This window comes from Marinobacter mobilis (genome assembly GCF_900106945.1).
Classification (GTDB): domain Bacteria; phylum Pseudomonadota; class Gammaproteobacteria; order Pseudomonadales; family Oleiphilaceae; genus Marinobacter; species Marinobacter mobilis.
Genome location: NZ_FNNE01000002.1, coordinates 326,631 through 340,762, shown reverse-complemented (window position 1 = coordinate 340,762; position 14,132 = coordinate 326,631). Strand labels below are relative to the sequence as shown.

Below are 14,132 nucleotides of genomic sequence, written 5' to 3'. Positions count from 1 at the left end.
AGACGCCCGGAAATGAAGGTAGTCCATTGATTTACATGAAATTAACAAAATGCCAGAGGTGGTACATCTGTTTCAAACAAAGTGTCACCTCAGTCAATCCATTAATCCCAGGGTAGCCATAACCTGCTCGGTCAATTCACTCAAGTCCATACCCCGCCCCTCACGGTACCAGGTCACCGTCCAGCTCAACGCACCGGTGAGCAATCGTCGCACAATAAAGGGATCCGCCAACAACACCCCTTCCTCTTTAAGGGCGGCCAGAACGTCCAGCCAAAGCTGCTCGTAAATATCACGCAAAGCCAACACCTTGGCCTGCGACTCTTCTGACAGGCTCCGCCACTCATACACCAGAACAGCCATCGCTTCGCCCGTCTGTCCGATGACAGACTCCAGCTCCGCCCGGATGAGCGCTCGCAGTTTGTCCCTGCTGCTGCCCGCTTCCTCAACCGCCGACCTCATGATCGCCGTGTTCAGGAGGATGGTTTCAACCATCACCGCCTCAAGGATCTTTTCCTTGGAACGAAAATGGTGGAACAGGCTACCCGACTGGATACCGACGGCGGCGGCCAGGTCCCGCACCGTCGTCCGTTCGTACCCTTTATCCCGAAACAGCCGGGCGGCTTCCTTCAGCAATCGGCCGCGGGCGCTGGCCGGATCAGATACACACTGGTCGGCAACAAGAGACTTCAATATGGCTTCTTGATTCACTGGATTTTCCGGTTGTTTGCCAATAATGGCCCATTCTATCCCGTTTGCCCCTATTTACAAACCAAGCGCTTGCTTGGTATCGTCACTTCATGACCTCAACCGCGACTGCCCCTCACCATAAAAAGCAGCGCACCACCAACAGGATTCGTCATGGCAGACCAACAACCCAATCACCGCGCCATCCGCATTGGATGCTCCGCGGCATTCTGGGGCGACACCGAAACCGCGGCACGCCAACTGATCGACAAAGGCAATCTCGACTACCTGGTGGCGGACTACCTCGCTGAAATCACCATGTCGATCATGGCGGGTCAGAAGATGAAAGACCCTGCCGCCGGCTATGCCAGCGATTTCGTCAAGACCGTGATGGCGCCGCTTCTCACCGACATAAAAGCCAACGGTGTTCGGGTGCTGAGCAATGCCGGCGGCGTCAATCCTGCGGCCTGCCGCGATGCCTTACAGGCCCTGTGTAAAAAAGCCGGTGTGGACCTGAAGATTGCCCTGGTACTGGGTGACGACCTGCTACCTCAGAAGTCAGCCTTGGCTGAAGCCGGCATAACCGAGCTGGACACCGGCGCTTCGATGCCACCGCTGATGGTGAGCATGAATGCCTACCTGGGTGCGCCGGGACTGGTCGCAGCGCTGGAACAGGGTGCAGATATTGTGATCACGGGCCGGGTCGCCGACAGCGCCCTGGTGCTGGCGCCGCTGGTTCATGAATTCGGCTGGGCCTGGGACGATTACGACCGACTCGCCCAGGGCAGTCTGGCCGGGCACTTGCTGGAATGCGGCGCTCAATCGACCGGCGGTAATTTCACCGACTGGCAGGACGTGGCCGACGGATATGACGATATGGGATTCCCCATTGCCGAGGTCAGCGCTTCGGGCGACTTCCTCATCACGAAGCCGGAACAGACCGGCGGCCAGGTCACCCGAGGCACTGTCGCGGAGCAGTTGGTCTATGAAATCGGTGACCCCCGCGCCTATCTGCTGCCCGACGTCAGCTGCGACTTTACCCGGGTCACCCTTGAGGAAACCGGTACAAACCAGGTGCTGGTCCGCGGCGCCCGTGGCCAACAACCCACCAACAGCTATAAGGTGTCGGGCACCTGGCCCGACGGATTCAAGTGCACCGTGACCTTCCTGCTGGCCGGCAGGGATGCCAAAGCCAAAGGCGACCGCGTGGCGAATGCCATTCTGACCAAAACCGGCCGAATGTTTGATCAGCGGGGCCTGCCGCCCTACTCCGAAACCAGCATCGAGCTGCTAGGAACCGAAGCCACCTACGGCCCCCATGGCCGGGGTAATGACTGCCGCGAGGTGGTGGTCAAGATCAGCGTTGCACACCCGAAGAAGGATGCCCTGGTGCTGTTCTCCCGCGAGATCGCCCAGGCAGCCACCGGCATGGCGCCCGGGCTGACCGGCATCGTCGGAGGCCGGCCAACGGTCTGGCCCAAGATCCGGCTGTTCTCTTGCCTGGCGCCCAAAACGGCGGTGACCGTCTCCGTCGACCTGGACGGAGCGTGCCAGACGGTGGCGATCAATACTCAAGGTGAATTCGATCCGTCGGCCCTGGTTGCGGAAAAGCCGGACAACCCATCGCTTACCACTGACACCACGGTCCCGCTGATTGAGCTGGCCTGGGCTCGCAGTGGCGATAAGGGTGACCACAGCAATATTGGGGTAATCGCGCGTAAGCCGGAGTTCGAGCCGTATCTGGCCGCAAGCCTGACCGAGAGCGCCGTCGCACAATGGATGGCTCACACCCTCGATCCAAACACCGGACGCGTGACCCGCTGGTCGCTGCCCGGCATTCACGGTTTTAACTTTTTGCTGGCACACAGTCTCGGTGGCGGTGGCGTCGCCAGTCTGCGCATTGACCCTCAGGGCAAGGCGTTCGCCCAACAACTGCTGGACATGCCGATCGCCATTTCGTCGTCAGTCCTTGCTGCCAACTCCCACTCAACATCAGGAAAAACGTCATGAGTTACCAGTCCGTTCTGCGCCCCGGCCTGTTTGAAGGTCAGACCTTTATTGTTACCGGCGGCGGCTCAGGCATCGGTCGCTGCACCGCACACGAACTGGCATCGCTGGGGGCCCGGGTGGCCTTGGTGGGGCGCAAAGTGGAGAAAGTCGAGGCGGTAAAAGCGGAAATCACCGAAGACGGCGGCACCGCCACTGCCCATGTCTGCGATATTCGTGAAGAAGAGGCCGTCAAGGCCACCGTCAGGGCCATCCTCGAAGAGCACGGCGGCCTGCACGGCCTGGTCAACAACGCCGGCGGACAGTTCGCTTCGCCCCTGACCGGCATCAACCAGAAGGGCTGGGAAACCGTGGTTCGTACCAACCTGACCGGCGGATTCCTGATGGCCCGCGAGGCTTACAGCCAGGCGCTGTCAAAAACCGGCGGATCCATCGTCAATATTGTTGCCGATATGTGGGGTGGCATGCCCGGCATGGGCCACTCCGGCGCCGCCCGCGCCGGCATGGTCAACTTTACCCAGACCGCCGCTTACGAATGGGGCGGCTCCGGCGTTCGGGTGAACGCAGTGGCCCCGGGCTGGATTGCCTCCAGCGGCATGGACAACTACCCGACAACCATGAAGGAATGGATTCGCAACCTCGCCAACCACATCCCTCGCAAGCGTATGGGGACCGAAGCCGAAGTGAGCTCGGCGATCTGTTTCCTGCTCAGCCCCGGCGCAGCGTTTATCAGCGGCGACACCCTGCGCATTGACGGGGCCGCATCCCAGGGATCACCTATCTGGCCGCTGCCCAACGCCAAAAACAACGAACCTTACGATGGTTTCCATCGCAGCAGCGTGCCCAAGGTGCTGCAGGATAACTGAGGAGCCGCCCAATGGACGTAATCGAAAGCACACTCAGCCCGCAATCCGACGACTTCCGCGCCAACAGCGAAGTGATGGAAAACCATATCCAGACCTGGCGCGAGGTTGAACAGAAGGTCCTTGATCTGGCCGAGGCGGCACGTGAGAAGTTCACCAAACGCGGTAAGTTACTGCCCCGGGACCGAATCAACCGACTGCTGGACCAGGGCACTCCGTTTCTGGAGCTGTGTTCCCTGGCCGGCTACAAAATGCACGATGATAAAGACGGCTCCATGGCCGGCGGTGGCATCATAGCCGGGATCGGCATGGTCAGCGGCATTCGCTGCCTGGTGGTCGCCAGTAACAGCGCCATTAAGGGTGGCACCATCACCCCGGCCGGTCTCGACAAGACCCTGCGCCTGCAGCAGATCGCCATGGAGAACAAGTTGCCGGTGGTGTCGCTCTCAGAAAGTGGCGGCGCCAACCTCAATTACGCCACCGACATCTTCGTACTGGGCGCCCGCGGTTTTGCCAATCAGGCTCGCATGTCCGCAGCGGGTATCCCTCAGGTGACCGTGGTACACGGCAATGCCACTGCAGGCGGCGCATATCAGCCCGGCCTGTCTGACTATGTGATTGCCGTACGCAACAAGGCCAAGATGTTCCTGGCAGGGCCACCCCTGCTCAAGGCCGCCACCGGCGAGGTCGCCACGGACGAAGAACTGGGGGGCGCTGAAATGCACGCCCAGGTTGCCGGAACCGCAGAATACCTGGCAGAGGACGACGCCGACGGCATTCGTTACGCCCGCAACATTCTCGCCGCCCTGCCCTGGAACGATCAGCTCCCGCCCACCCGGCAACTCCATTGGGATGAACCGCTGCACTCCCCGGACGAACTCATCGGCGTAGTACCGGCTGATGCCAAGCGGCCCTACGACGTTCGCGAGATCCTGGCCCGCATTGCTGACGGCTCCCGCTTTATGGATTTCAAGAACGAGCTCGACGACCAGACGGTGTGCGGCACCATCCGTATTGAAGGCCACGCTGTCGGCATCATCGGAAACAATGGCCCGATCACCGCCGGAGGTGCCGTCAAGGCGGCGCAGTTCATCCAGCTTTGCGACCAGGCCGGCACCCCCCTGCTGTTCCTGCATAACACCACGGGCTTCATGGTCGGCACCCATGCCGAGCAGAGTGGCATCATCAAACACGGCTCCAAGCTGATCCAGGCGGTGGCCAACTGCCGGGTACCCAAGCTTGCGGTGGTGGTCGGTGGTTCCTACGGCGCTGGCAACTACGCCATGTGCGGACGCGGCCTCGACCCCCGCTTTATCTTTGCCTGGCCCAACAGCCGCACTGCGGTTATGGGACCGGCCCAGGCAGGCAAGGTCATGCGCATTGTCGCCGAGGACAAGCAGCGCAGAGCAGGTGTTGAACCCGACGAGAAAACCCTGGCGTTCCTGGAACAGGCCACCGCCAAGAAACTGGAGGACGGCTCCACCGCCCTGTTTGGCACCGCCCGGCTGTGGGACGACGGCCTGATTGATCCCCGCGACACCCGCAGAGTGCTGGCCCTGGCACTATCAGTCTGCCGCGAAGCCGAGATCCGCCCGTTACGCCCCAACTCATTCGGCGTCGCACGGCTCTGACCGGCACAAATGACAAGAACAGCATCAGCAACAAATACACGGAGACCACCATGGAATTTACTGCCGAACACAACGCCCTGAGAAAGACCGTCCGCGACTTCGTCGAGAAGGAAATTAACCCCTACTGTGATGAGTGGGAGAAGGCCGGCGAATACCCCATCCACGAACTGTTCAAGAAGCTTGGCAACCTTGGCCTGCTGGGGATCCAGAAGCCGGAAGAGTACGGCGGCATGGGTCTGGATTACAGCTACAACCTGGTGGCTGCGGAGGAATTCGGTCTCGCCCTGTGTGGTGGTGTGCCCCTGTCCATTGGCGTTCAGACCGACATGTGTACCCCCGCCCTCGCCCGTTTTGGCTCCGATGAGCTGAAGCGCGACTTTCTCACGCCCGCCATCGCCGGCGACATGGTCGGCTGTATCGGGGTCAGTGAGGTAGGTGCGGGCTCCGATGTGGCTGGTCTGAAGACAACCGCAAAAAAGGATGGCGACGACTACATCATCAACGGCTCCAAGATGTGGATCACCAACTCTCCCAAAGCCGACTTCATCTGTCTGCTGGCCAATACTTCCGACGACTCCGTGCACAAGAACAAGTCACTGATCGTGGTGCCAATGAACTCGCCCGGCATCAGTTTCAGCAACCACCTCGACAAGCTGGGCATGCGCTCGTCGGAAACCGCTCAGGTGTTCTTCGATGACGTCCGCGTACCCCAGCGCAACCGGATCGGTGCCGAAGGCATGGGGTTCATGATGCAGATGCTGCAATTCCAGGAAGAGCGGATGTGGGGGTCGGCCAACGTCATCAAGGCACTGGAAAGCTGCGTCAGCAAAACCATCGAGTATTGCCGTGAGCGCAAGACCTTCGGCCAACCGCTGATCGACAACCAGGTTATCCACTTCCGGATGGCTGAACTACAGACCGAGATCGAGGCCCTGCGCGCGCTTACCTACAAAGCCTGCGAACTGCACATCAAAGGCAAAGACGTCACCCAGCTCGCGTCCATGGCCAAGCTCAAGGCCGGCCGCCTGGGCCGGGAAGTCACTGACAGCTGCCTGCAGTACTGGGGCGGTATGGGCTATATGTGGGACAACCCGGTTTCCCGTGCCCACCGTGACGTGCGCCTGGTGTCCATTGGCGGCGGTGCCGACGAGATCATGCTCGGTATTATCTGTAAAACCATGGGCATCCTGCCCGGCAAGCGCAAATAAACCGGCGGCCGAGGACATACCGATGACCGAACTACCCCATTGCAAGACCCTGATCCTGGTCCGTCAGGGCCATGCCCTGCACGTGACCCTGAACCGGCCCCAGGCACGCAACGCCATGAGCCTGGCGATGGTGGCGGAGCTGGCCAACGTATTCAGCCAGATTGAGAGCGACAACTCGATCCGGGCCGTGGTGTTGCGCGGTGCCGAAGGCCATTTCTGTGCTGGTGGTGATATCAAGGACATGGCTGGGGCCCGCAGCCAGCCGGCCGGAGAAGGCGAACAGGATCCGTTCTACCGCCTCAACCGGGCGTTCGGCCAGATGATCCAGCAGGTCAACGAGTCCTCCAAAGTGATTATTGCCGTGCTCGAAGGTGCCGTGATGGGAGGCGGTTTCGGTCTGGCCTGCGTCACCGACGTCGCAATTGGCGGGCCCACCGTTACGTTTGCCCTGCCAGAAACCGGGCTGGGGGTGATTCCGGCACAGATTGCCCCCTTTGTTGTGGAACGCATCGGTCTGACCCAGGCCCGGCGATTGGCCCTGCTGGGGCTAAAAGTTAAAGGCGAGGAAGCCCGGCAACTGGGGCTTATCCATCAGTACTGCGACGTGGCCAATAAGCTGGAAACGGCTGTCACCTCCGCGCTGGATCGCGTCCGCCACTGCGCACCCGACGCCACCGCAACCACAAAACAATTACTGCACAGGGTCGGTAAGGAACCCATGGCGACGCTTCTGGATGATGCCGCCGCACAGTTCGCCGCGGCCGTCCGTGGAACGGAGGGCTCAGAAGGCACCATGGCCTTTGTGCAGAAACGACCACCGGCCTGGGCGGAAGTTAACGCCACTGAGCATAATTGAGGATCGGGCATGCTAAAGAAACTGTTGATTGCCAACCGTGGGGAAATTGCCGTTCGGGTTATCCGCACCGCCCGCGCTCTGGGTTACCGCACCGTAGCGGTGTACTCCGAGGCCGACGCCCGTGCCGTCCATGTCGAGGAGGCTGATGAGGCGGCCCTGATTGGCCCTGCCCAGGTTTCGGCCTCCTACCTGAATGCCGAGGCCATCCTGGAGGCAGCCCGCAGGACCGGCGCCGACTGCATTCACCCGGGTTACGGTTTCCTGTCCGAAAACGCCGGATTTGCCCGCGCCTGCGAAGAGGCCGGCCTGGTCTTCGTCGGCCCCCCCGCAGACGCCATTGACCTGATGGGCAGCAAACGCCGCTCCAAGATTGCCATGCAGGCAGCCGGCGTTCCGGTCGTGCCCGGCTACGAAGGCGATAACGCCAGCGATGAGCAATTGCTGGCTGCCGCCCGAGACATCGGCTTTCCACTGATGATCAAGGCCTCCGCCGGTGGTGGCGGCCGCGGCATGCGGTTGGTGGAAGATCCATCGCAACTGGCCGATAACATCGCCCGCGCCCGCTCCGAAGCAAAACAGGCCTTCGGCGACGACGAACTGATTCTGGAAAAGGCTGTACTGCAACCGCGGCACATTGAAATCCAGGTGTTCGCAGACAATCACGGCAACGCCGTTTACCTGGGCGAACGGGACTGTTCCATCCAGCGTCGTCATCAGAAAGTGGTCGAAGAGGCCCCCTCACCGTTCGTCACTCCAGAGCTGCGACAAGCCATGGGCGAGGCCGCCGTCAAGGCCGCCCAGGCCTGCGGTTACCGGGGCGCCGGCACGGTGGAATTCCTGGTGGATAGTGACCGTAACTTCTACTTCCTGGAAATGAATACCCGCCTGCAGGTGGAACACCCGGTTACTGAACTGATCACGGGTCAGGATCTGGTAGCCTGGCAGCTCGCCGTAGCCGAAGGGCAGCAGCTGCCGCTGGCACAGGAGCAGATTGCCCTTAACGGCCACGCCATTGAAGTACGACTGTATGCCGAGGACCCCGCCAGCGGATTTACCCCGCAAACCGGTCGTCTGGACAGGTTTGAGCCTGTCACTGGGGAGGGCATCCGCATCGACAGCGGTGTACGCAGCGGCGACATCGTCAGCCCTCACTACGATCCGATGCTGGCCAAAGTGATCGCCTGGGGCCAAACCCGTGACGACGCCCGGCGGCGACTGCTGCGGACACTGGAGGACAGTCAGATTTTTGGTGTCACCACCAACCGTCACTTTCTGAGCCGGATTATCGGCCACGACACCTTTGCTGCAGGCGAAGCCACCACGGCGTTTCTGGGCCAGGACTTTGCCACAGATCCGTCCCTGTCCATGCACCCTCCCACACTGCGAGAGCTGGCCCTGGCGGCGGCCGTTCTATGCGTCCGAAAGGACCAGCAGGTGGCCTGGAGCAATGCCCTGGCGACCCAGGTGCCGGTGATTCTCGCCAGCAACGAGACCCGCTTTGAATTACTGGTTCGCCACCAGGGCAGCCGTCTCTTTGTCAGCCATGACCAGCAAGACTGCGAGCTGGAACTGATTGGCCTGGAAAGCGACCAGCTATGCTATATCGACAATGGCACTCGTCACAGGTGCCAATATCAGCGCTGCGGCGATCACCTATATTTGCAGCAGTCCGGCCACACCGTGCACTTGCGCGATGTCACCCACCAGCCGCCCGAATCCGGTTCCCTCTGTGGTTCCGGCCAGGTACGGGCAACCATGGATGGGGCCATCGTGGCAGTCATGGTGGAGGAAGGTCAGCAGGTTCACCAGGGTGATGTTCTGGTGGTTCTGGAAGCGATGAAGATGGAGCACCCGGTCAAAGCGGACCGCGATGGCCAGGTCATTCGGCTCCATACGTCAGCAGGTGATCAGGTACGTCGCCAGCAGTTGCTGGTCGAAGTGCAGTCCGACCACGCCGAACACACTTCCACAACCTGAGAACCCCGATCATGAACAGACTGACCGACAAGACCGTATTTATTACAGGAGCAAGCAGGGGCATAGGCCGCGCAATAGCGCTGGCGTGCGCTCGGGAGGGCGCTCGGGTGGTGATTGCCGCAAAGTCCGACAGCCCCCACCCCAAACTGCCCGGCACGATTCATACCGTCGCCGACGAGGTGCGCGAACTCGGTGGCGAAGCTCTGCCACTGGTGCTGGATGTGCGCGATGAAGACATGGTGAAAGCCCGCATCGATGAGGCCGCCCGTCACTTTGGCGGACTCGATATGCTGGTCAACAACGCTGGCGCGATACGCCTTCAGGGCGTGGAAAAACTCAAGGCCAGCCGGTACGACCTGATGCATCAGGTGAACGCGCGGGCGGTCTTTGTATGCAGCCAGGCGGCATTGCCCTGGCTAAAGCAGTCATCCCAGGCCCACATTCTGAGCCTGTCACCGCCGCTGAACCTGAAGCCAAAGTGGTTCGCCCAGTATGGGCCATATACCACCACGAAATACGCCATGACCATGCTGACCATGGGCATGGCAGAGGAATTCCGTCGCCACGGCATCAGTGTCTGTTCACTGTGGCCGAAGACGCTGATTTCCACTGCTGCCATCGAATTCGAGGCAGGCGGTCCCACGCTGATGGCCCAGGGTCGCAAGCCCGACATCATGGCGGACGCTGCCGTCGGCATTCTGGCGACAGCCGATCAGTCCCTGTCCGGTCAGGCGCTGATTGATGAAGACGTACTGCGGGCAGCAGGAGTGACCGAGTTCGATCACTACCGTTTTGCCCAGGGAGACAAGCCGCTGTTGCCGGATCTGTTTCTCGACTGATTGCCGGGGTCCTGCGAATCCCCGGGCTTGAATTACAACGTATAAACTCGCCAAACCCGAACGGATAACCGCATGACCGACAACAATGTTTCCGCACGTGACCTGGTCCGCAGTCTGCCTGGCATACTGCGGCGCTTCCCTTCCATCGCCAAGGGCTTTTACTACTACTCCGTCAAGGATGATAACAAAGACCTGACCCTGGGCACCCTGATTGAGCATAACGCCGAGAAGTTCCCCCAGCGTCCAGCGGTGCTGTACGAAGATATCAGCATCAACTGGCAGGACTTCAACGCCTGGGCCAACCGTTTTGCCCACTACTTCCGTGCCCGTGGACTGGCCAAAGGCGACTCGATCGCCATTTTCCTGGAGAACCGGCCGGAGCTGCTCGCCGTTGTGGCGGGTGCAGCCAAACTCGGTGTTGCCTGCGCCATGCTCAACACCTCTCAGAAGGGGCGGGTGCTGGAACACAGCATCAACCTGATCAAGCCCAAGCTGGTCGTGGTTGGCGGAGAACTGACGGAGGTGTTTGACCAGGTTCGCGACCAGATCGACATCAACCAGGACCAGCCCTTCCTGTTCCTGGCCGATGAAAATACCCGCAGCGGTTTTGGTGATGCCCCCAAAGGGTACGTAAACCTGGCAGAACAGGTCAGCGCCTATCAGGGCGTGAACCCTGCGGTCGCCAATCCACCGAAACTGGGTGATACCGCGGTCTATCTGTTCACCTCAGGCACCACAGGGTTGCCCAAGGCCGCCCCCGGCAGCCATCGCAAGTTCGTCAAGGCCTACGGCGGCTTTGGCCTGATGTCCCTGAGCATGCAGCCCGAAGACGTGCTCTACTGCACCCTGCCGCTGTACCACGGCACTGCCCTGCTGGTGTGCTGGGGCTCGGTGATCGCCGGCGGCTCTGCTATTGCCCTGCGGCGCAAGTTTTCTGCCAGTGCATTCTGGGACGACGTCCGTCGCTATAAGGCCACCACCTTCGGTTACGTTGGTGAGCTGTGCCGCTACCTGCTGAACCAGCCCGCCAGCCCTCAGGACCGCAACCACAGCCTGACCAAGATGATCGGCAATGGCCTTCGCCCGTCCATCTGGAAGCCGTTCAAGGACCGCTTCGGTATCGATACCGTTGCCGAGTTGTACGCCTCCAGTGAAGGCAACATCGGCTTCAGCAACTTCTTCAACATGGACAACACCGTCGGCTTCTCCACCGCACCCTACAAGCTGGTGAAGTTCCATGAAGGTACCCGCGATCCGATCCGTAACAAGAAAGGCTTCATGGAAGAGGTAAAGGCCGGCGAGCCCGGACTGCTGATTGGCGAGATCACCAAGAAGTGGTCATTTGAAGGCTATACGCAAAAAGAAGCCACTGAAAAGTCCATCCTCCGCAACGCCTTCAAGAACGGCGACCAGTGGTTCAATACCGGCGATGTACTGCGGGAGATCGGCTTCCGTCACCTGCAGTTCGTTGATCGCATGGGTGACACTTTCCGCTGGAAGGGCGAGAACGTATCGACCACTGAGGTGGAAAACATCATTGATGGTTCCGGCCTGGTGGAAGAGGCCATCGGCTACGGCGTCGAAATCCCCAATACCAACGGCAAGGCCGGTATGGTCACTCTGGTTCCGCAGCAAGGCAAAGCAGGTTTCGATGTCCAGGGCCTGTTCAATTACCTCAACGCCAACCTGCCCGCCTACGCCATTCCGGTGTTTATCCGGGTGACCGACGGCATCGAGAAAACCGGTACCTTCAAGTACCGTAAGGTGGACATCCAGAAGATGGCTTACTCCACTGAAAAAGCGGAAGACGACGTCTACGTCTGGTTGCCGAAAACCCAGGAATACACACTGGTGACGGCAGAACTGGAGAAAGAGATCAACGACGGCAAGGTCCGTTTCTGATCAACCGTCGCTGAATCAAAAAGGGGGCGTTCGCCCCCTTTTTGATTTGTTCTGATATCAATCGGCTTCCTGCCCCGGGTTCACCACTGCGGACGGGCGCCGGCCCAAGCGGGAAAGGGGCTTGCCCAGCTGCCGCCATTGCTCAACACTCATACGATACATGCGCGCCGGCTGGTCGTGAAACGCCTCCATCCGGTAGTCACCAAACCCTGCCTTTTCCACGACCCTTAACGACGCCACATTGCCGGGCTCGATGATCGCGACCACGGATTCCACGCGTTGCGCCTGAAAGCCATGGGTCAGCACCGCGTCCACCGCCTCAGTGGCGAACCCCTGATGCCAGTAGCGCCGCGCCAGACGATAGCCTAGATTGATCTCCTCCCGCTCGCCCACCGGCTCGGGCCCGAGACCGCAAAAGCCAAGGAGCTCCCCGCCCGAGCGGCCCAGCAACGCCCAGGGCCCGAGTCCGTGGCTCCGGTAACAGGCCACACACCAGTCAATGAAGCGCAAAGTCGCCGCCCGGTCGCATACACCCCGTAGCGAATACCGCATCACCTCAGGATCAGCGAGGATGTCTGCCAGATCGGCCAGGTCGTCATAACCCAGGGGACGGAGAATCAGGCGATCGGTTTCAGCGATAAACATGAGTCATCCGGAAAGACAGCCCGAACACCAAACCCGGTCGATACAACCAAATCCCCCCCCACGCTGAAGGCACCGCAGCGGGCACGGCGTTTTCGGGATAAATCATCGGCGAAATACATGTCTGTTCCCTGACATAAAGGTTCTGTGCCCCAGCGCAAACAACCCGGGCTACGGATGAGGAATGTTGCGGGTAAAGACGGTTCGGCTGCCCCAAACCGCCTTCCGGTTCAGAATCAGGAACGGCACCGTAGGTACTGCGGCCAACACACCGACCGTCAGGATCTCATTGATGAGGCCCTGCTTACCGATCTGCAGCTGAAAGCTGTCAATTTGGCCCAGCCAAACCACCACTGCCAGGGCGATCATGTAGGCCAGTCCGAACCGCAGATGCACAATATCGTCCGACTCCCCCGCTTCTTCGAGATTGGCATGACAAAACGGGCAAAGGAAGCCCTTACGATAGCCTTGCGTGAATCCATCGACAGCGTCGCCGGTCGGGAATAACTGACCGCAGGATGCGCACAGATATTTTTCACTCATAACATAAACTCAACCAACACCAGGGGCACGGGCACCTGTGCCAAGAGCGCTGCGGAACAGGCGTCCAATAACCAGTGCCAGCTAGATTCGCTCTCTTCGCAGGTAAGCAATCCAGTAAACGCCGGAAACCAGCAGCGTACCGCCAACAATATTCCCGGCACTCACCAGCAGCAGATTCTGTAGGGCTCCACTCAGTGACACCAAGCCCTGACTATCCAGAAAGAACCCATAGGGCAGAAAAAACCAGTTTGCAACTGAATGCTCAAACCCCATGACGACAAAGGCCGTCACAGGAAACAGAATCGCCATAATTTTGTCCGTGACACTGCGCGCTCCAATGGCAAGCCACACCGCGAGACAGACAAGCACGTTACAGAGAATTCCCCGCGCAAACGCCTCACTCATCGATAGCCCGCTCTTGGACCGGGCGATATCAACCACCGTTCGACCGACGGCATCATTAGCCAAGGTGTCGATGCCGCTCCACGCGACGAGAACGACTGTGCCAACACAGCCGACGGCATTGCCAATGTAAGTGAGCAGCCAGCTCCTCAAAACGTCCCTGGTTCGAATCAGGCCGCTGGCCCAAGCCATTGCAATCAGGTTATTGCCGGTGAACAACTCAGCACCAGCAACGACCACCAGAATCAACCCGAGGCTGAAACTCACTCCCCCCAGTAATCGGGTCACACCAAACCCCAAGCTGGTGTCGGTCACAACCACTGCGTAAAAAAGAGCGCCAAGTGAAATGAATGCCCCCGCCAGTACGGAGAGCACCAGAACGCTTAACGTGTCGAGCCTCGCTTTCGTTACACCAATTTTTTCGACTTTACGGGCGATTTCCGTTGGTGGGTAGGCGTCACTGACCTGTTGATTCGTATCCATCTGGGTGACCTCTCCGGGCGATCCACTCCCTGATAGCTGGAAGCCTTCCTGATACCCAAGTGTAGCAGCACACCGGCCCCTGCACTGAAAACAAG

At 60.0% G+C, this 14,132-nt stretch carries 12 protein-coding genes; 8 read left to right on the top strand and 4 right to left on the bottom strand.

Going from position 1 to position 14,132, the window contains the following annotated elements:
- Positions 1-93 precede the first annotated feature (93 nt).
- Positions 94-708: a TetR/AcrR family transcriptional regulator gene (locus BLV11_RS04135; RefSeq protein ID WP_091811688.1), complete on the bottom strand. Its 615-nt coding sequence runs from the start codon at positions 706-708 to the stop codon at positions 94-96.
- A gap of 150 nt (positions 709-858) precedes the next feature.
- Between BLV11_RS04135 and BLV11_RS04130 the strand changes: the two genes are divergently transcribed.
- From BLV11_RS04130 to BLV11_RS04095, 8 genes are all read left to right on the top strand, one after another.
- On the top strand, positions 859-2,694 hold the full coding sequence (locus tag BLV11_RS04130) for an acyclic terpene utilization AtuA family protein (RefSeq protein ID WP_091811687.1): 1,836 nt from the start codon (positions 859-861) through the stop codon (positions 2,692-2,694).
- Positions 2,691-3,557 (top strand): SDR family oxidoreductase, encoded by an 867-nt coding sequence (locus BLV11_RS04125; protein ID WP_091811686.1) that lies wholly within the window; start codon positions 2,691-2,693, stop codon positions 3,555-3,557. Before BLV11_RS04130 ends, BLV11_RS04125 begins: the two co-directional genes overlap by 4 nt.
- Positions 3,558-3,568: 11 nt before the next feature.
- Positions 3,569-5,185 carry an acyl-CoA carboxylase subunit beta gene (locus BLV11_RS04120; protein WP_091811685.1) on the top strand — a complete coding sequence of 539 codons (1,617 nt, stop codon included), beginning with the start codon at positions 3,569-3,571 and terminating at the stop codon, positions 5,183-5,185.
- Positions 5,186-5,235: 50 nt separating this feature from the next.
- On the top strand, positions 5,236-6,393 hold the full coding sequence (gene atuD, locus BLV11_RS04115; RefSeq protein ID WP_091811684.1) for a citronellyl-CoA dehydrogenase: 1,158 nt from the start codon (positions 5,236-5,238) through the stop codon (positions 6,391-6,393).
- Positions 6,394-6,415: 22 nt separating this feature from the next.
- A complete protein-coding gene (locus BLV11_RS04110) occupies positions 6,416-7,249 on the top strand; it encodes an enoyl-CoA hydratase/isomerase family protein (protein WP_091811683.1) in 834 nt (277 codons plus the stop codon).
- 9 nt (positions 7,250-7,258) lie between these two features.
- Positions 7,259-9,226, top strand: coding sequence for an acetyl/propionyl/methylcrotonyl-CoA carboxylase subunit alpha (locus BLV11_RS04105; protein WP_091811682.1), 1,968 nt, complete (start codon positions 7,259-7,261; stop codon positions 9,224-9,226).
- A gap of 11 nt (positions 9,227-9,237) precedes the next feature.
- Positions 9,238-10,065, top strand: a complete 828-nt coding sequence (locus tag BLV11_RS04100) for an SDR family oxidoreductase (protein ID WP_091811681.1) — start codon at positions 9,238-9,240, stop codon at positions 10,063-10,065.
- A gap of 72 nt (positions 10,066-10,137) precedes the next feature.
- Positions 10,138-11,967 (top strand): long-chain-acyl-CoA synthetase, encoded by a 1,830-nt coding sequence (locus BLV11_RS04095; protein ID WP_091811680.1) that lies wholly within the window; start codon positions 10,138-10,140, stop codon positions 11,965-11,967.
- 57 nt (positions 11,968-12,024) lie between these two features.
- On the opposite strand, the gene BLV11_RS04090 is transcribed toward BLV11_RS04095, so the two are convergent.
- The 3 genes from BLV11_RS04090 to BLV11_RS04080 all read right to left on the bottom strand — a co-directional run bounded on the left by BLV11_RS04090 (position 12,025) and on the right by BLV11_RS04080 (position 14,037).
- Positions 12,025-12,612 (bottom strand): GNAT family N-acetyltransferase, encoded by a 588-nt coding sequence (locus BLV11_RS04090; RefSeq protein ID WP_091811679.1) that lies wholly within the window; start codon positions 12,610-12,612, stop codon positions 12,025-12,027.
- A 168-nt stretch (positions 12,613-12,780) separates the two neighbouring features.
- Entirely contained in the window at positions 12,781-13,152 is a 372-nt protein-coding gene (locus tag BLV11_RS04085; protein ID WP_091811678.1) for a hypothetical protein, read from the bottom strand.
- 81 nt (positions 13,153-13,233) lie between these two features.
- Positions 13,234-14,037, bottom strand: a complete 804-nt coding sequence (locus BLV11_RS04080; protein ID WP_091811677.1) for a formate/nitrite transporter family protein — start codon at positions 14,035-14,037, stop codon at positions 13,234-13,236.
- Positions 14,038-14,132: the final 95 nt, after the last annotated feature.

Bases quoted from the DNA above. Each gene is read 5' to 3' on its own strand.
- BLV11_RS04130 (WP_091811687.1), top strand. From the start codon at position 859: ATGGCAGACCAACAACCCAATCACCGCGCCATCCGCATTGGATGCTCC.
- BLV11_RS04125 (WP_091811686.1), top strand. From the start codon at position 2,691: ATGAGTTACCAGTCCGTTCTGCGCCCCGGCCTGTTTGAAGGTCAGACC.
- BLV11_RS04120 (WP_091811685.1), top strand. From the start codon at position 3,569: ATGGACGTAATCGAAAGCACACTCAGCCCGCAATCCGACGACTTCCGC.
- atuD (WP_091811684.1), top strand. From the start codon at position 5,236: ATGGAATTTACTGCCGAACACAACGCCCTGAGAAAGACCGTCCGCGAC.
- BLV11_RS04110 (WP_091811683.1), top strand. From the start codon at position 6,416: ATGACCGAACTACCCCATTGCAAGACCCTGATCCTGGTCCGTCAGGGC.
- BLV11_RS04105 (WP_091811682.1), top strand. From the start codon at position 7,259: ATGCTAAAGAAACTGTTGATTGCCAACCGTGGGGAAATTGCCGTTCGG.
- BLV11_RS04100 (WP_091811681.1), top strand. From the start codon at position 9,238: ATGAACAGACTGACCGACAAGACCGTATTTATTACAGGAGCAAGCAGG.
- BLV11_RS04095 (WP_091811680.1), top strand. From the start codon at position 10,138: ATGACCGACAACAATGTTTCCGCACGTGACCTGGTCCGCAGTCTGCCT.
- BLV11_RS04090 (WP_091811679.1), bottom strand. From the start codon at position 12,612: ATGTTTATCGCTGAAACCGATCGCCTGATTCTCCGTCCCCTGGGTTAT.
- BLV11_RS04085 (WP_091811678.1), bottom strand. From the start codon at position 13,152: ATGAGTGAAAAATATCTGTGCGCATCCTGCGGTCAGTTATTCCCGACC.
- BLV11_RS04080 (WP_091811677.1), bottom strand. From the start codon at position 14,037: ATGGATACGAATCAACAGGTCAGTGACGCCTACCCACCAACGGAAATC.